Source organism: Sneathiella glossodoripedis JCM 23214 (assembly GCF_000616095.1).
Lineage (GTDB): Bacteria > Pseudomonadota > Alphaproteobacteria > Sneathiellales > Sneathiellaceae > Sneathiella > Sneathiella glossodoripedis.
Map to the genome: position 1 here is coordinate 1,076,885 of NZ_BAMS01000001.1, position 18,439 is coordinate 1,095,323.

The 18,439-nt window shown below is 48.0% G+C and carries 13 protein-coding genes and 1 pseudogene; 2 read left to right on the forward strand and 12 right to left on the reverse strand.

The window, feature by feature from the left end; translation table 11 throughout:
* The first annotated feature begins 55 nt into the window (after positions 1-55).
* Entirely contained in the window at positions 56-1,084 is a 1,029-nt protein-coding gene (locus JCM23214_RS22145; protein ID WP_051548035.1) for a site-specific integrase, read from the forward strand.
* A 442-nt stretch (positions 1,085-1,526) separates the two neighbouring features.
* Here the strand turns inward: JCM23214_RS22145 and JCM23214_RS05420 are convergent, their stop codons facing one another.
* The 4 genes from JCM23214_RS05420 to JCM23214_RS05435 all read right to left on the reverse strand — a co-directional run bounded on the left by JCM23214_RS05420 (position 1,527) and on the right by JCM23214_RS05435 (position 5,031).
* Positions 1,527-2,402, reverse strand: coding sequence for a hypothetical protein (locus JCM23214_RS05420; RefSeq protein WP_025898023.1), 876 nt, complete (start codon positions 2,400-2,402; stop codon positions 1,527-1,529).
* Positions 2,403-2,582: 180 nt separating this feature from the next.
* On the reverse strand, positions 2,583-3,128 hold the full coding sequence (locus JCM23214_RS05425; protein ID WP_025898025.1) for a recombinase family protein: 546 nt from the start codon (positions 3,126-3,128) through the stop codon (positions 2,583-2,585).
* Positions 3,129-3,260: 132 nt separating this feature from the next.
* The gene (locus JCM23214_RS05430; protein WP_025898026.1) at positions 3,261-3,725 is read right to left on the reverse strand and encodes a hypothetical protein; all 465 of its coding nucleotides are present in this window, start codon (positions 3,723-3,725) and stop codon (positions 3,261-3,263) included.
* 313 nt (positions 3,726-4,038) lie between these two features.
* Entirely contained in the window at positions 4,039-5,031 is a 993-nt protein-coding gene (locus JCM23214_RS05435; protein WP_025898027.1) for an AAA family ATPase, read from the reverse strand.
* A 579-nt stretch (positions 5,032-5,610) separates the two neighbouring features.
* On the opposite strand from JCM23214_RS05435, the gene JCM23214_RS05440 reads away from it, so the two are divergent.
* On the forward strand, positions 5,611-7,905 hold the full coding sequence (locus JCM23214_RS05440; RefSeq protein WP_084264590.1) for a methyl-accepting chemotaxis protein: 2,295 nt from the start codon (positions 5,611-5,613) through the stop codon (positions 7,903-7,905).
* A gap of 23 nt (positions 7,906-7,928) precedes the next feature.
* Here JCM23214_RS05440 and JCM23214_RS05445 read toward each other — a convergent pair whose 3' ends face one another.
* From JCM23214_RS05445 to JCM23214_RS05480, 8 genes and pseudogenes are all read right to left on the reverse strand, one after another.
* The gene (locus JCM23214_RS05445) at positions 7,929-8,699 is read right to left on the reverse strand and encodes a hypothetical protein (RefSeq protein WP_025898029.1); all 771 of its coding nucleotides are present in this window, start codon (positions 8,697-8,699) and stop codon (positions 7,929-7,931) included.
* Positions 8,700-8,864: 165 nt separating this feature from the next.
* Positions 8,865-10,625, reverse strand: a complete 1,761-nt coding sequence (locus tag JCM23214_RS05450) for an amidohydrolase (protein WP_025898030.1) — start codon at positions 10,623-10,625, stop codon at positions 8,865-8,867.
* Between the two features lie 119 nt (positions 10,626-10,744).
* Positions 10,745-11,734, reverse strand: a complete 990-nt coding sequence (locus JCM23214_RS05455; RefSeq protein ID WP_025898031.1) for an ABC transporter ATP-binding protein — start codon at positions 11,732-11,734, stop codon at positions 10,745-10,747.
* Positions 11,731-12,723, reverse strand: coding sequence for an ABC transporter ATP-binding protein (locus JCM23214_RS05460; protein WP_025898032.1), 993 nt, complete (start codon positions 12,721-12,723; stop codon positions 11,731-11,733). The genes JCM23214_RS05455 and JCM23214_RS05460 overlap by 4 nt, the downstream gene beginning before the upstream one ends.
* 2 nt (positions 12,724-12,725) lie before the next feature.
* Positions 12,726-13,646, reverse strand: coding sequence for an ABC transporter permease (locus JCM23214_RS05465; RefSeq protein WP_025898033.1), 921 nt, complete (start codon positions 13,644-13,646; stop codon positions 12,726-12,728).
* Positions 13,643-14,574: pseudogene (locus tag JCM23214_RS26500) on the reverse strand (ABC transporter permease). Before JCM23214_RS26500 ends, JCM23214_RS05465 begins: the two are co-directional and overlap by 4 nt.
* A 114-nt stretch (positions 14,575-14,688) precedes the next feature.
* Complete coding sequence (locus tag JCM23214_RS05475) at positions 14,689-16,242, reverse strand: ABC transporter substrate-binding protein (protein WP_025898034.1); 1,554 nt, start codon at positions 16,240-16,242, stop codon at positions 14,689-14,691.
* A 424-nt stretch (positions 16,243-16,666) separates the two neighbouring features.
* Entirely contained in the window at positions 16,667-18,394 is a 1,728-nt protein-coding gene (locus JCM23214_RS05480; RefSeq protein ID WP_025898035.1) for an alkyl sulfatase dimerization domain-containing protein, read from the reverse strand.
* Positions 18,395-18,439: the final 45 nt, after the last annotated feature.

An 18,439-nucleotide genomic window follows, 5' to 3' on the forward strand; every position in this document is an offset into this window, starting at 1 on the left:
ATCCACGAGTTTATCTGTTTGAATAATTCGTGGGGATTTTCGTGGGGGAATAATCATGGCTGTATACCTTCCAAAAGGCGCAAAGACCTATGTGATGGACTTTGAGTTATTCGGGCGACGATACAAGCAATCAACAGGTGAGGTCGCCAAGGGCAAGGCGAAAAAAGTCGAGGAAGAATTCAAGGCGGAAATAAAAGCGCGGTACAAGAAGTTCGGTGATGTGCAGGTGCCTACATACTGGGAAGCTACTGAGTATTATCTAAAACTTCGGGAAGCGCCTATAGGGCAAGGAAAAGGTGCGATTGCAAGAGATAGCGCTTACCACACTCGGTTCGTTGAGTATATTGGTGCTAGTACGCCGATCGATAAAATTACAACTCCACATCTGTCAAAGTATGTTGAGCAACGCCTTTCTGGCGATGATACGCGCAGAGGGGTTAAAGTTAGTTCAGTGAAGCGCGAGTTGAGTGTTCTTAAAGCCGTATTAAATAGAGCAATAGATATTTGCCCAGCTTATACTTTGCCCGCTTTCCCCAAACTAAAAGACAATGCTGTACGAGTTCGCTATTTGTCTGATGACGAAGAAACGGCATTGATGGCTGTCTTGCCGAAGTGGTTGAAAGATGTCGTTGTCTTTGCATTACATACTGGAGCAAGGAAGCAAGATATTCTTGATTTCAGATGGCGTGATGTAATTTGGCAAGATGGTAAACCGTCATCAGTACGAATTCCTAAACCTAAGTCAAGAAACCCCTACCGCGTACCAGCGAATAAGACTTTGGTTAGTTTGTTGGAGGGTTTGAGTTCGAGAGAAGATGGGGATTCGTCCCATGTTTTCAGGGCTAGTCATGGCGGACCAATACTAGACCCGACTAGAGCATGGGAAAAGGCAGTAAATGCTGCTGAAATTGAGGATTTTGTATTTCATGACTTAAGGCATACTTTCGCTAGTCGCCTTGTAATGAAAGGTGTTGGTTTTAAGCATGTACAGGAGCTAATGGGCCATTCTAATATACAGATGACACTTAGGTATGCCCACTTAGCTCCTAGTGCACTTGATGACGCTGTGTATGCTTTAGATTAAGCAGTCATAAGCTCTTTTATTCTTTCGCTAATACTCTGCTGAGTAATAGGTGAGTTAAGATAATTGTTCTCTGGTTTGAAAAGCGGTTTGGGTGAAGATCCGCTATAGGGTGTTAAATTTTTAGGACTAATTCGAGTCTGAGCTAAATATGTGAGAAGATCGTCTTTGAGATATCTTGGAGATCGTCCAATATAATGGCGGGGTATCTCAAGACGAGATAATTGTCGAACTGATATACTTAGATACTCAGCTGCTTCTGTTCGTGTTAATATTTCTGTCATTTGTGGCCTTTGGCTTTAGCGCAGATCCACCAATTAGAACATAGAGGTGGAGCCAGAAGGTCTGCAAAGATAAATTCCTCTGGTATTAGGATCACAAATAGAAGAAGCACCTTGGAAGTCGGAAGGGGTAATGTCTAATTTGACGGATTGTGACTTTGTCTTCACGAAATATCGTCGGTCTGTACTTTAAGCTCAGCCAACCAGCGCAGGTAGGACAAACCTTGTGAGACCAATAATACAGTCAACTCTTCAGGTGGTTGCAGTGGTTCGTTGGTGCCGGAAGCGTGGCGAAATTCGTGCACTCCATCTGCCCAGTCGATCAATGCTTCAACCAGTTTCAAGGATGATCTCCTCGTGTTGTGGTTTCTGTTACCTGAGAACAGTTTTTCGATTGCGGGTTTAAGGTTGTTTTGGAGATTGGATTTATTCATTTGAGGGGCTTTTGGGAACATCTGCTTGAAAAGGTTCTCAACAGCTTCAAAGATGTTTTTTATAGCAGTCTTACCATCTAAGGGATTTAACAGTAATGCTCGTTCAGCAGTCTCCACATGCTGGCGTTCTGTTGCAAATTCGGGTGAGTTCAATTTTCGTATAGTAGTTACGCGTACATTTTCAAACTCTTCGTCAAACTTTGGATGAATGCCGCCTTTTTCGTCCAGTATGTACCCAACGTTGCATTCGTCAAAGATGCGTTGAATTTCAGATCTTACATTAGCAATCTTATTATATCTCTTATTTGTTCTCGAGAAGCGATACAATAGCGTAACAATATGAAGTAAATCCACAATTTCTACTGAGTTTGCGACTTCTTCATAAGGGAAATAGCGACCTTCCACTCCGCTGCGTAATACCGGTAAACCCAATTCTGCTTCAACTAGGTTGCCAAACTCCCACGCATCTTCCCGCCGATGTGAAGCTACTTTTTCAAAGAGCTTACTCAAACGAAATCTCATTCGAGGGTTATCTTTAAGAGGCGCGCCTGCTTGTATATAGTTTTGAGCGTACAAGCCACCGATAACAATGTTTTCCTTTGCCAATGATAAGTTCCCCGACTAAGTGTCTCAGTTGGTTATCTGTATCACCTTTAAAGGGTGGTTGTGAAGAGTGCTCGATATGGTGGTGGCTCTACTCTTGCTGCATTAACCGCGCTATCAAGTAATCTCAGAGAGAACTAAAAAAACAGTCTCAGGGGCTCACATATGAACCGCTGTACAAATCTAATCGTTTAGCAACACTCTGTAGACAGACGCCCTGCCGATGCCTAATTCTTTAGCGATCTTTGTAGCCCCCAAGCCTTGCTCTCTTAGCTCTCGCACCCTGTCAGCATCTATAGACGCTTTACGCCCCTTGTAGACGCCCTTCTCCTTCGCCTTGGCTATCCCCTCCATCTGCCTTTCCTTCCTTAAGTTAGTCTCGAACTCACTGAAGACTGACAGCATGTCTAGGAAGCATTTCCCTGCTGATGTGGAGGTATCTATAGGCTGTTCAGTGGCCTTGAGGACTACTCCTTTTTGATTGAGTTCGTAGACTATGTTCTGAAGGTCTCGAACTGATCTAGCGAGCCTATCGACTCTCGTGACCACTAGCACGTCACCCTCCCGGATAAAGTCTAGTAGGTTCTTAAGTTCATCTCTGCCTTGCACAGAAGCACCTGAGACTTTCTCCGTCCTGATTAGCTCACAGCCTGCCGCTAATAGAGCCTCTTCTTGAATAGTTAGATCTTGGTCTACTGTACTTACTCGTGCATACCCGTATATCATCAACCGCCTCATATTGTATTTTTAGGGTCTAGAGATGAGAGTCTAATGCCTCAGAATCCCGTTAACAACCCTAATAATACAACTAACGTGTCTCAGTGAGTCGTATCGTATGGGTATGACCTATTAAGATTGAGCTCAGTTACTCCCAAACTCCATAAAGCTAACATAATACCTATTTATTTCCCATTTGAGCTTGAACGGATCAATGCCACTATCCAAAGGTGCTGCCCAGCATGAAGCATATCCCTCTTTGGGAGGCAGTATTCTATCGCTCTCATAACTATGTGAGTTTGTGAGATTTTTACTATGTCTGGGTTTAGTAGCTTTAAGGTAAAAAGTAATAGATTCTAATGTGCGATATGAGCCGTTTCCGACGAATACTCTTATAGGCCAACGCTTATCTTTACACGCCTCGTTGTCTATCGACACTAATACATCAACTTGAGATTCTGGATATTCTTCTGTCACATACCTAAATGCAAATAGAGCGACCACTACCACAGCCACTAGAAGAAAGCACACCAAAGCTATTTTGGCTACCAGCTTCAATACGCCTCGGATCACCAGCATAACTGCTTCAGCTCGTTCCTCTGGCGTCATCACTCTTCCTTGAATTAATCTCAACACAAATTAACTTATAGGAATATATCTTAAAACTTGTAAAGCGTTCAACTATAAACACTCTATGACTAAGGCCATAGAAAAGAAGGCAAATCTTCAATTACAACCAAATGTCTTTGTAGATGTGCTTGCCGCTCTAAACAGATATCATGGGATAGGAAACATCCTTGAATTTCAAATCCCTGAACACCACAGTTTTCCTAGAGGTTTCCACGTTTCCACCCTAGTAGAGTAAAGAAACATGGAAACTCCTATCTCGAGCTAGCTCTCGAGTCGTTACAAAGAGGATAAACTAGAAGTCGTCAAAGAAGGCTTGGTTATCCTCTCGGACGTCCTTGGCTTCTTCAAAGCATTTCTGCTTCTCCTCACTCGTAAACAACCCTTGCTCATATGCCTTTCTCAGAACCTTGGATACCTCACCTGTACTCCATTTCAGACCTTCACTTACTTCCTTCTGTGAAGCGTATTCCCTTGATCTGATCGCCTCAATAACTTCGTAAACCTTTCCTAGTTGGGGTATCTCATATTCCCACCCAGCTTCACTGAGGGTTACGTTTCTAGTATCCGTTTCACGTGACTTCTTGTTTCGAAACTTATCGAACTCTAGGGTAAAGCTCGTGCCAGCTCCCTCTACTGGTAGAAGTCTGATAGAACAACTGAGAAGCACACTTAGAACCTGAGAACCCCTGAAGCTCGCATCCCCTTTGGTGTTCCCTTTACGAGTATGGTGTACCATGAGAACAGCACAGCCCGTTCTGCTGATCATCCTCATGAGGTGTAAGGTGTCATTCCAAGAGGATGCATCGTTCTCATTATCAACTTGAGCTAATGTGGACAGGTTGTCGAAGATCACCAGTTTAATGCCTTCTTTTCTAATCCTATCCAGAATGACCTCATGATCTTCATCATTTGAAAGTACAGGCCAATCTGTGGAGGTAGATTGGTCTTGGAAGGCTAGGAACGATAGGTTCTGATTGGCGCTGGTTAGGTCAATGCCTGAGATAGTGCTGGAGAGGAGTTTAACCCGTTCCTGCAAATCGAATACGCCCATTTCCCCATCCACGATAAGGACCTTGTGAGGCTCATCGCACTTCCACCCTAAGAACTCTCCACCACCAGCAACGGCTAATCCAAGGGATAAGGCAAACATGGATTTACCAACACCACTAGGAGCATAAACCATGTTAATCTGTTCAGTGGTTAGCCAAGACCCTAGTAAAGGTATAGGTCTGGGAATATCAGCGTTAATCAACTCTTCCATGGTCCTATATTTAAGCTTACTCATTCATACATCTTTCTGTTTGGAACGCCCTTACCCTCCGAAGACAGAAAGGCACTACATTGGGCAAGGGCGCTCGTTGCTCTAGCTGGAGATCAGCCAGCGAGCAGGGATTAAGTTATAGGTTGGTGTGCACCGCTCATTCGCGGTTCTTCTGTCTGTAGGATGTCAAATAAGATTACTAAGGTGGGCTTTGTTCATGCTGAGCTAAAGTTGTCATCCACTAACCATCAGCCCCCCCCCCAGGGGGGAAGTAGTCTAAGACGTTCGAATAAGTTTACAGCCACATAAAATTCCCTGTAGAAATATACCCTATCAATTCGTGGGGATTTTCGTGGGAAATCAGTTCTCATATAGACCTATGTAGTCTTGAGTGGTCCCACGAATAACGCTAGAATGACCCGTTTTTAAGGGGTGTGGTGCCTTTGGTAAGGGAGAGGCCGAGAGTTCAATTCTCTCCGGCGGCACCAGCATTTCAAAACCATCTCATTGTCATAAATAGTTCATTCGTCCGTCATGCGCGGTAAAGCTTTTGCGCGCAGCATCTGATGCGGAGTTACCCCGTAATGAGTTTTCAGGTGATGGATGATGTATCAGCAGCAGATTTTACCGCAGGAAGTTGTATCCCAAGGGTCGGTGTCCGGTGGGTGGGGGCGGCGGTTTCTGTCGGTCTTTACCGCGCGTATCGGGGTGAAGCTGGCGCTCGCGTTTGCGCTCGTGGTGGGTTTTAACGGCTTGAGTACGCTCGTCAGTCTGCAGACAGTCAATGAGTTGCAGGAACAGACGGGCCATGTATCCAAAGAGGCGTTGCCCGCCTTGTTGACAGGAATGAGCGTAAAGGCGGATGTGGCGGCGTTGAACCAGTTGAACATGGTATTAACGGCGGCAAACAGCACCGCCACCCTTGATGAGTTGGAGCCACAGGTTTTTCAGATTTTATCCGCCATGGAGCAGGAGCTTGCCAGCCTTGCAGCGCGGACCCGATCGCAAAAGTCAGCTCACCTATCGGCGCAGCTTGGGCAGTATCGATTGGAACTTGAAAATGTGATCCGCCTGAAGAGGACCCATCTGATGCGCGAGCGGTCATATGCCGAGCTGGAAGCGGGATTGGCCGCGGCTTATGGCGCTCTGTCGCAAGTGGTGCAACCGATTGGCATCAATACGTTATTTGATTTGCAGACGTCGCTGCGCACACTTGCGCAGAGCTCGGATGTGGAGCAGACAGGTATTCGCCTGGCCGATCGGGAAGTGAATGCCATTTCCTACGCATCCACATTGATAGCCTCCGCCAATCTGGTGGTGGCAAATGTCAAGGAACTGGCCCGATTGCAGGAGAAGTCCGCCATTTTCAAGCTGCGCCGGCAAAATAGCCGGGATCTTGGGCGGCTGACGTCTGCGGCGCGTGGGTTTGTGGGGCAGGACGCGGCGGAGAAATTGCGGCCGGTGGTTGCTGAATTTGCTGCCTATTTCGTCCGCAAATCGGATCGCAACCTGTTTGATCAGCGGGCCAAACTGGCAGAGCAGGAACAAACGCTCATTCAGACCAGTGCCAAGAGTGTGGCACTGCTGGCGACCATCAGCGGTGAAATTGATGATCTGGCGGCTGCGCTTGGCAGCAGGACTTTGTCGGGGATTGAAAAATCCAGTCAGCAGGCGCGTCAGGCGGTGAATTTATTGCTGCTGCTTGCGGTGGGAATTGTGGTCGCATCGGTGGTGATCCTCGCTGTCATGGTGCGGCGAAATATTGTGCAGCGGCTGAAAACTCTGGCGGGATATATGCAGCAACTGGCCCGGGGGGAGACGGATTTTCGGGTTTCTGTATCTGGTGTTGATGAAATTGCCCGCATGGCCAGACAGGTTGAGTTCTTCAGGTTGACGGCAGTGGAAAAAGAACGGCTTGCCCGCGCTGCGGCCGAGACGGAGGAGAAGGCCCGAAAAGCTGAGGAGGATCGCCGCGAACAGGATCGCCAGCGAGAAGAAACCCGGCGGCGGCAACTGCGCGAACAGGAACAAAAAGCGCGGGAGGAACGACGGGCTGCATTAAATGAACTGGCATCGACCTTGGAGGAAAATACCAAGCGGGTGCTGGGGGATGTGATTGAGGCCGCGGAGGGAATGCGCCATACCGCGACCGTCGTTGCCGGCTCATCCCGTGATACGCGCGAGCAAAATATGTCAGTAGTTGCTGCCGCTGTGCAAAGCCATTCCAACATGCAGGCGGTGGCCGCTGCAACAGAAGAGCTGGTGGCGTCACTACAGAGTGTGCGCGATTATGTTCGCACCTCCCACGAAGCCTCACTGCAAGCGCAGTCGAGCGCAGCGCAGTCCCATGAGACTGTCGGCAGTCTCGCACATGCGGTGAGTGCCGTGGATGAAAGTGTCTCGCAGATTGAGGAAATTGCCAGTCAGACCCATTTGCTTGCCCTGAATGCGGGAATTGAAGCCAGTCGGGCGGGGGCGGCAGGTCGCGGATTTGCCGTGGTTGCCCAGGAAGTGAAAAAACTGGCGACGCAAACTGCCACTGTGACAGGGGGCATTACCGATAGTATTAAACTTATTCGGCAGGAAACCGGGCACGCGCAGGCATCGTCTTCGGAAATTCTGGAATTGATCGAGGGAATGTCACAGACGGTGACGCAGATATTTGAAACCATTGATGCCCAGACCGAAACGGTTACTGAAATTGCGCGAAATGTCCATGACGCGGCAAATGACGCAGGGCATATCGAACAGGGGGTCGAGACGGTCAATCGCGCGATTGAAAATTCGGAAAGCGAAATTCAGGTCACGCGCCAGAAATCTGAAGAACTGATGGACAAGGCACATAAACTTGAGAGGCAGGTGGCATCCTTCCTCGAAGAGGTGCGCGCAGACGCGTAGTTTTAGGTGCCTCTGTGACAGTGTCACTCAGCAGGTGCGACATTATCAGCTGGTTCTGAGGATCTATAATTGAAGACATCCATATATAATTTTGTGGCCGTACTGACGGCTATCGCTGTGGCTAATGGGATTAAAATGAACCCCTCTATTACCGCTGCTAAAATTACCCGAAACCCTTGATCCAAAAAACCACCTACCAGCCAGGTCAAGAGCATCAGGAGGATACTCCAAACGATTAGAAAGAGAATTGCGACGGCAAATGCTTTAAGAAACGACAGAAACCGTGCCGTTCCTGCATTTAAAAACTGACCTATATTCACTGGTCGATCGAGTGCGATGGCCGGGCAAGCAAAGAAAGCAATTAGCGAAACGGGAATAGCAAAGGCGAAAATTATCAATACAGTGAATGTGACCCCAAATTGTGGGGCTATTAGACTACCAAGGCCAACTGCCGCGGCAGTAATGGCGAGATTGAAAAGGCCGAATTTAAACTCTCTTTTGCCAAACCGAAACGATATTCCGTTAATGTTGCGCTCTTTAGGATTCGCGGTATAGCGATGCCAAGACACTGCAAACATCGCAAAGATAAATGGTTCGATTAAGAATGTTCCGTAATTCGTCAGTTCTTCAGAAAGTATCGCAGATTGATTATAGAGCGAATAAGCCCCATATGCTGTCGAAATAAAAGCGAATAGAAGCACTGGGGCGGCGAGAAGATAAACCTCACGCACATTGTCCAAAACAAATTCAAATGCTTCATAAAGACATTTCGTGACTGTTTTTCCGTTACTCATACTTCCCCCCATCCCAAATTTTTTTGGGAAATATACTACTTGCTATTTTTCAATGCGCAACAATTAAGAGAACCAATTCAGTTTGATGCGTCTTTTGATTGAATTCTAGGACAGGAGAGCCCAATCATGCCACGCTTTTGACTGAAATTGTGTGAGCCCGCTTTCTTAAAAGCCCATAATTTCCAGGAGCGTTTTACCCGCGAGAGAGGCATGTTGCAGGGTGACAGGGGAGGTTGTTACAACGCGTCCCTCTTTCCAAGTTTGCAGAACACGAAGCTGCGCCGCATCAGATGTTTGCAAGCCGGGTGGGTCAAGTGGGGAGTGGTTGAAGAGCGTAAAGTCGGCCGCCTTTCCCGCAGTGATAGAGCCGATCCGATGATCCATTTTCAGCTGCCTTGCTGCGCCCATTGTCATCGCAAACAGAGCATCTTCGCGGCTGATGGCCTGATCCGGGGCAATAGAGCTCTGTCCTGAGCGAGAGAGACGTGTAGCCGCAGTGTTAAGGACCCGCAGCGCATCGACCGGGGTTGCCGGGTGATCCCCGTGCAGGCTGGTCACCAGACCTGCATCCAGAGCTGACTTCACTGGCATGTAGCGGCGGGAGCGATCTTCACCGATCAGGTCCTTTAAGGCGTCCCCATAGTAATAAACATGATCTACAAAAAATCCGGTGGAAAGCCCCAGCTTTTGCGCCTGTTCCAACTGAGAGCGGGTAATCAGTGCATGATGTTCCAGCCGGTGCTGCAATTTCCCTGTCTTTGATCCTGTGGTTAAGCTTTCAAAGATGGCCAGCGCGTCATCAACGGCGCGTTCTCCCTGCACATGCAGGGCGATCTGGTACCCCTGTTCATGAAAGCTGGTCATCAGAGATTTCAGCTCTTCGAAGGTATAGTTCAGTTCCGCGTGATGCGTATGGGGTATTCCAAGCCGTTGGCGGACGAGTCCGCTGTCTTCATAAGGCTCGGCGAAAGCAGCGCCGCCCGTGAAGGGAGACCCATCGAGCCAGAGTTTCACGCCAATCACTGCAAAATCGGTATCGCCGCCAAGTGGATGGGCGCCCATTTGGTCAGGCAACAGATACACAAAGGTACGAACTGGCGCACTTTTTGTTATGGACAGTTTTTTCAATAAGCCAACGGGGTCAGAATGTCGCCCAACTGCGCCCGTCACCCCAATTGTCGTATAGCCCGCGCGGGCATATTTTTGAAGCTGCAGGCTGAGCAGAAGTTCGGTGGCCGCTGCGGGGGCGCTTGGGATCGCTGCGACGACCCGATTGATGGCTTCAACTTCACGCAGGGTGCCTGTTACATGACCGCTGTCATCCCGCATAATACCCTCCGCCTGATCGGATGGATCACGAAGTTTGATGCCAGCGGCCTCATACCCTGCGGAATTCATATAGGCTTCGTGCATCATCTGGGTCAGGATAAGTGCTGGGCGATCCCCAAAGAGGGCATCCAGTTCTGCTAATGTGGGCGGGGTCAAATCAGAAATTGCAACGGGATCCCAGCCGAAGGCAACCAGCCAAGGGGTGAGGGCGAGACCCGATGTCGCTTCTTCGAGAGTTTTTATAATTGCCGCCCGACTGTCATGTGTGAACGCACTGACATCGACGGCTGCGCCCAGAAGTGCTGCAGCGACCGGATGTGTATGTGGCTCGATCAGGCCGGGGGTGAGTGTCTGGTCCTGTAAATCTATTACGGGGATGTCAGTATCGCGGGGCTCGAAATCCTCCAGCGTGCCAACCTGAACAATTGACCCATCACGAACCCATACCGCTGTAGCTCTTGGTAATTTGGGATCCATGGTCAGAATTTGCGCCTGCAGGATAAATTCCTTTAATGCGGGCGCTGGGCGAAAGATGAAGTAGGCTGCAAGGGCGAGCAGGGCCATCGCCAATACGGTGACGGTCAGTATTTTTTTCATTATTCCCCCATAGCCACTGGCGTTCCATCGCCTATAAAAACAACTATAGGGTGCTTGAGGATTAAATTTATGTCAATCCTCAAGTGCGTTATATGGGCAAGGTCAAGGGGGCGCTATTGTTACAGACGACCTTCCTCTACGGCGAAGCAGGCGGTTTGTGTATCGCCATTATCCTTAAGCTTTGGAATTTCCCGCTTGCAACGATCATTTGCGTAAGGGCAGCGTGTATGAAATACGCATCCACTTGGCAGGTCCATCGCCGTTGGCACTTCGCCGCTCATTTTTACATGATTGACGCCACTGCCATCCATTTTCGGTACAGCGCTTAACAATGCCTGTGTGTAGGGGTGGCGAGGGGTAGCAAACAGGTTTTTGGTGTCCGCCAGCTCGCACACTGTCCCCAGATACATGACCGCAACCCGATTTCCAAAATGCTCCACAACCGACAGGTCGTGGGTAATAAACAGATAGGTCAGGTTCCGGCTTTCCTGAGCCTCCATCATCACGTTTAAAACCTGAGCCTGAATGGATACATCCAGTGCAGAAATTGGTTCATCTGCGACTATAAACTCCGGGTCGAGCATAAGGGCCCGCGCGATGCTGATCCGTTGCCGTTGACCGCCGGAGAATTCATGGGGATATCGCTCAAGCCAGGACGGATCATTCCCGACAGAGAGCATTACCTCTTCCACTTTTGCCTCTATTTCCGCACGGCTCATCGTCGGAAAGTGGATTTGAAGGGGTTCCTGCAGGGTCTGGGCAACTGTCATACGCGGGTTTAGGGACGCATAAGGGTTTTGGAACACCATCTGCATTTTTCGTGTGTAAGGTTGACGTTCTCTGGTAGAGAGATTGTCTATGCGATTGCCCTGATATTTAATGTGACCAGCGGTTGGCGGGTTTAATCCGATAACAGCACGGGCAAGGGTCGATTTTCCGCATCCACTTTCACCAACGAGACAAAATGAATCTCCCTTGTTGATGGTCAGGGATACTGAATTTAGGGCTTTCACAAGCGGTTGGGAGGGAGATAGAAAACCTGAACTGCCTCCAAAACGCTGCTCTACATTTTCAATTTCAACAAGAGGGGAATGGGCAAGCTCGCTCATTTGCGCGCCCCCACTGCCGTAAATTCTGGAAGGGTATCAATCTTGGTGCAGGCCGCCTGATGGGCTATTGGTCCCGCCAGCTCAGGCAGGTTTTTACAGCAATTTTCATCAGCAAAATCACAACGGGGGTTAAAGGCACAGCCAACGGGAATGGCGTCCAATGATGGCATGGAGCCGCGGATCTGGTTTAGTCGCGCACCGGGCAGATTTTCCTGTGGCAATGCCTTGATCAAGCCACGGGTATAGGGGTGCTTTGGATTGTTGATGATGTCTTGCGTCTCCCCCTGTTCAACGATACGTCCTGCATACATTACGATCATTTTTTCAGTTACCTGACTTACAACCGCCAGATCATGGGTAATGAGAATAAGGCCCACATTGTTTGTTTTGCACAAATCCAGCATCAGACTCATGATTTCTGCCTGAATTGTCACATCCAGCGCTGTCGTGGGCTCATCTGCGATGATGATGGATGGGTCGGTCAGAAGTGCGATGGCAATTACAACCCGTTGGCGCATTCCACCTGATAACTCATGAGGATAGCTGTCCATTCTCTTCTCAGGTGAGGGGATCATGACATCTCGCAATCTGGCGATCGCAAGCTCTTTTGCTTCCTTGTCAGAAATATCTCTATGAGCTTTCAGACACTCGATCATTTGAGTGCCGATGGTGAGAACCGGGTTAAGCGTCATCATCGGATCCTGAAAGATCATGCTGATGCGATTTCCCCTGATCTGCCGCATTTCATCTGCGGATAATTTGCTCAGATCTCTACCCTCGAAACGGACTTCACCTGCACTGATCCGGCCAGGGCGTGTGAGAAGATTGAGAATGGAAAAAGCAGCAACGGATTTACCAGCACCACTTTCACCAACAATGCCTAAACGCTCTCCTTTCTCGAGGGAGAAACTGACCCCATGCAGGGCTTTGAGTGTTTTTCGGCCCAGTGGGAATTCAACTTGCAGGTCTTTGACTTCTAACAGTGCCATACCTAGTCCTTGTACAGTTTGGGGTTCAACACGTCGCGCAGCCAGTCACCCAGAAGATTGATGCTTAAAATGAGCATAATCAGGACGATACTGGGAATAACGGTGATCCACCATGATCCACTAAATATAAATTCAAAACCACTTGAGATCAGCGATCCAAGTGAGGGTTTGTTGACCGGCATACCTAGCCCCAGAAACGACAAAGCCGCTTCAGAAATGATTGCATTCGCCACCTGTATGGTTGAAATCACCAGAATGGGGGAAAGTGTATTTGGCAGAATATGGCGCAGCATGATGCGTTTGGGTGCCATGCCAATGACCCGGGCGGCGTCAACATACTCTTTATGTTTTTCCGCAAGGACGGAAGCGCGAACCGTTCGGGCATATTGCGGCCATTCTGCAATTCCGATCACCAAAACCAGCATGAAAATGGCCAGTTCGCTATAAAGCTCCGCTCCAAAGGCTGCCTGAAACACAGCAAGTGTTATAATCGCAACCATGAGAGTGGACAGAGATAACTGAATATCAGCCAAACGCATGAAGAAAGCATCAACGCGGCCACCAATGTATCCGCTGAGCAGACCGATGGTCACTCCCAAAAATGCCTGCAGCATGACTGCAAAGATACCAATCACCAGTGAAATACGCATGCCATAAAGTATCGTGCTCAGCAGATCACGACCCTGCGGGTCTGTGCCAAGCAGGAAGCGCTCATCAGTATCACCATCCGTCCATATCGGCGCAAGTTCGCTGTCCATGATATCGATGGTTGTCAGGTCGTAGGGATTATGCGGAGCAATTACAGGGGCCAGCAATGCTGCGAGTATCAGCGTCACAACCAGCGAAAAGCTAACCAGAGCGACTTTGTCTTTTTTAAATCTGTACACAAAGTCAGAGCCCAAAAATACGGCCATTTTATTCATGATTTCTGCCCCACCAGTTTAACCGTGGGATTAACCCAGGTGTAGATCAGGTCCACAATCGTGTTGGTCACTACAAAAATCAGTCCTACGACAATAATGTAGGCAATAATAAGTGGTGTATCCACGCGATTTACGGCTTCGAGAAACAGGAAACCCATACCAGGCCATTGAAAGACACTCTCTGTGAGAATGGTATAGGCGAGCATGGTTCCCACTTGCACGCCACCTACTGTCACAACGGGCAATAACGTGTTTTTAAAAGCATGCAGAAAATATACACGCGCTGGATTTAACCCTTTTGCCCAAGCAAATCTGACATAATCCATCTGCAGGATTTCCATCATTTCTGAGCGGATTAGTCGAATGAACAGGGGCATCATTATGGAGGCCAAAGAAATACTTGGTAATATAAGATGCAAGAGGCCATCAGCGGTGAAAAAACCAGATTCCCAGCCAAGTATATTGGCGGTCTCTCCCCGCCCGTAAGAGGCATCCAGCCGAGTTCTACTGAAAACAGATAAATTGAGAAAATGGCAGTCAGGAAGACGGGAACGGAAATCCCGACGATACTGAAGCCCATAATAAATTTTGCAAACCAGTGTTTGGGTCGAATGGCACAAAAAACGCCAAGCGGCACAGCAAAAACAATAATGATTAAAGTTGCGCCAACAACCAATTCCAATGTTGCCGGAAATTTCGAGGCAATAACTTCTAATGCTGGCTTTTTAAAGAAATAGGAATTTCCGAGGTCGCCCTGAACCGCATTTCCAAGAAAACGGATATATTGTGTTATGAACGGGTCGTTCAGGCCCATTCGATCTCGCATTGCCTGACGTTCTGCTTCTGACACAGACTGGCCAACCAGTTCACGCAGGGGATCCCCCAGATTATCTTGAATGGAAAATCCGATAAGGCTGATTACAAACATCACTAAAGCTGCCTGCAACAGTCGTCGGATTGCGAAGTATATGTAGTCCAACACTCAGATCCTTGATAAAAAAAACTGGCACCCCGAAGGGTGCCAATTCAAGCTGTAGAATAGTTATTTGATGATCAGGTCGCCCAAGTATGGGAAGTTCATGACATTGACGATTGGTTCGATATCAACGCCTTTGCGGGCAGCCCAGGCAAGGTTTTGCCAGTGAAGTGGCACAAAGGCAGCATCGTCATACAGAATCTGTTCTACTTCCTGCAGCACTTTTGCGCGCGCTTCTGGATCTGTCATGCTTTGACTTTTCAGAACCAGCTCATCAACTTTCGCGTTGCTGTAGTTGCCGCTGTTATATTGACCATAACCAGTTTCCGCATTCGGAGTCATTGTCAGAAACTCAGAGAAGTTTGCACTGTCTTCTGTATCTGAATGCCAGCCAATCATCATCAGGTCAGCAGAACGTTTATCAAATTCAGGCCAATACTGTGCTTTTGGCATGGTTTTCAGATCTACCTTGATGTTGATCTTGGAGAGCATGCTTGCAACAGCTTCTGCAATCTTAGCGTCATTTACATAACGGTTGTTCGGAGCCATCATTGTAATAGAGAAACCATTTTCAAGGCCGGCTTCTTTCATGAGTGCTTTGGCTTTGTCCAGATCATAACGAGGAACAAGGTTTTCTTTGTAACCTGCATAACCCTTTGGCCCCTGCTGTCCAGCCGCTGTCGCAAAGCCTTTCATGATTTTCTTCACGATACCTTCGTTATTGATAGCGTGAATAATTGCCTGACGCACACGAACATCTTTAAGGTGCTCAACACGGTTCTGGTTCATCTGGAAGGTGATGATGCGCGTTCCGCCCATCGTTACCAGATTTGTATCGGCATTTTTCTCGATCCGGTCCATATCGGCTGGTGGCACTGGTGCGATAAAGTCCACGTCACCAGAGAGTAGCGCAGCTACCCGAGTTGGGCCTTCCTTAATGGGTGTCATGATGATTTCTGAAACATTGCCGGGTGATTTTGTATCCCAGTAATCAGCAAAACGTTTAAAGACAACTTTCACGCCCTGTTCACGTGATTCAACAACAAATGGTCCTGTGCCAGATGCGTTGGTAGATGCGAAGGCGTCACCATGTTTTACGATCGCGGCTTTTGATTTTCCGTTGGCGTCAAAGCCAGTGTAAAACTTGCTGTCCATTGGGAAAATGTATGTGGCCTGATGCAAGACCAGCGGATATGGTTCCGCCGTTACAAGGTCAACCGTATGTGGGTCGACAACACGCATCGCTTCAAATGGGGCAAACAAGCCTTTGAAGTCGGGGCTTTTCTTGAGGCGATCAAATGTCCAGACAACGTCAAGAGCTGTCATTTCATTGCCAGAATGGAATTTAACGCCTTTACGCAGATTGAAGCGCATTGTTTTTTCATCAACGCGTTCCCAGCTTTCTGCCAGACGGGCTTCAAATCCAAGGTCTTTAGTCCAGCGGACAAGCGGATCAAAAACCATGTGCGAAAATTGTAAAGTGCCGCCAGAAAGCTGTTCATGCGGATCCAGCGATACTGGATCTGCATCGTAAGCCAGCTTAAGCGTTTTCGCCTGAGCTGTTACGGATACAGCAAAGCACAGTGCTGCGGCAGCAGCCACTGTAAATAACTTTTTCATAAATGCCTCCCAAATCTGTTTGGAGTTCCCTGTCGAATTCAAGAGAGTGCGTTTCGGGTGCAAACACTTAAGTACGCTACAAATCGCAACGTGTTTGAAACCTAATTTTACGTAATCTCCCTGTGGATATTGAACAAATTCGCCTCCACGTTAGTCAAGAGCAAACTGGAAAACTGTAAGTTTACAAATGAAATGAGAGCAGAAATATTAAAGAGCAGGTTGTATATGATAACGGTCCGGGTGCTCAGCTTTTCAAATATTATAAAGCAATGATTAAAAATGAAACTATCATGAATTGCTTAATTGTTCGGCAATTAAGCAATTAACTAATGTAGTCCTGCAATTATGCGAATCATGTCCTTAAAACGAGGCTGAATAATATTTTTAGTGACTGTTTCGCGTAAAAAATAGGCACCCTGTTTGTTCAACTCTCAGGCTGAAATAGTTGGAGGAATCCCACGAGATCAAGAAGGCTTCCGTCAACCTGAATGTCATCAGATGCAAATGCAACCGCAGGGTTCCTCACTCTTGCCAGAATTTCTTTCCATACGGTGCTGGTGACGGTTACACGAATGTCTGGTGCCGGGTGCGATTTTGCCCTCACTTCGGCAACGCCGCGTCTCAAGTGGATGTAGTAATTTTTGCCAATGTCGGAAAAGTCGAAACTGACAATCATGTTTCTATCCAAGGCTTCTTCCGCCTTCAAATTTACTGGAAGTGCAGCCATGATATTCTCGATCGGCAGGCTATGGATAATGTCCAGCGGATTATTTTCCGGTTTGAGTTCTGGAATTGTCAGGCTTCCGTTAAGTTCAAGAGCTTGCGTGAGATAATAGTTCCGACCGTTGGCGCTGGGCTGGCTTTCTGCAAGTTTTAACAGTGCTTGGGACTTGATCTGTCTGGCCGTCTCTTCCATTCCCTGCAGATGCGAAAGGTGATCGGAAAGTTCCGAAGCCCATTGGTAATCTTTTGCCTCCAACGCCTCTTGAGCAGCGTCCAGAATTGTCACGTTCCGAGCTGCCAGTTTGCTTAGTCTGCTCGCCCGTTCTGCGGGGGATAGGGGGTGCAGGTCGGTTGCGTTACCACTGAACCAACCCAGATAGCCTGTGAAGACAGATCGTACTGACCAATCAACCATCCCGTAAAATTCCTGCAGATATGGACTGGATGAGAGATGCGGTGGTAATTTAACCTTGCTTACAATTTCATCGGGACCAAGATCCTGATTTATCCACCGGACAGTTTGATCATGAACATATTGGATGGCATCGCGATAATCAGTTAGAATTTCGTAGATTTCATCTGAACCCGCCAGAGGACGCGTGTGGCTTGGGACCAGAAATTCAGGTCTAAGGTCTCGCATCAAATCCAGACTTTTTGACCATTGAAGGACATCACGATAAGAGGTTCCTCTTATCGCATACAGATTGGGGAAAGCTTTATAGAAATTATCGCCGGGCAGAAGCACTTTTTGATCGGGAAGCCATACAAATAGCTGGTCAGGCGTCTCCCCCGGTGCATGGACAAATTCCATGCGGATGCCTTCAATTTCGATAGATTTATGATCGCTGAATGTGTGAGTGGGTCGAGCAAGGCTTATCGCATTTTCGCCATCTACTCGCGCCAGGAAGGGGCCAATTCCGTTATTTATACGACTTCCCTCTGGCAGATAGTTGCCAAACTGGCGCATTGCTCGCGTATAGATGGCTGGTCTGATCACATTGACCACACGATCAATATAATAATTTGTCAGGTCATGCGCGTAGACTTTTGGGGTGTTGCCTTTTGCAAAAACGCCGGATCCGAAAATATGATCGGCGTGATTATGCGTGTATATAATCGCTTTGACTGGCTTGGAAGTGATCTTGTCAAACTCTGCTTTTACGGCGCGTGCAGTTTCATTGCTTTCCATGGTGTCTACAATGATGACGCCGGTCTCTCCCTCGATGAGGATTGAATTTGCAAGGCCGAAACCGACAGCGACATAAACATTGTCAGTGACTTTGATGACTTCAGGAGTGAATTCTTCACTGTGTTGCGAGAGAGCTTCGGGGGCAGGAACTGATATTTTTGTAATGGGCGCTTCGGTATCTTCGCAGGCGCTCAAGGCCATAAACATAAGAAACATTAAAGGTTTAAAGGCAAGTCGCATATCAATCCCCCAATTGATGAACTCTCGTTATGGATGTTATTCATT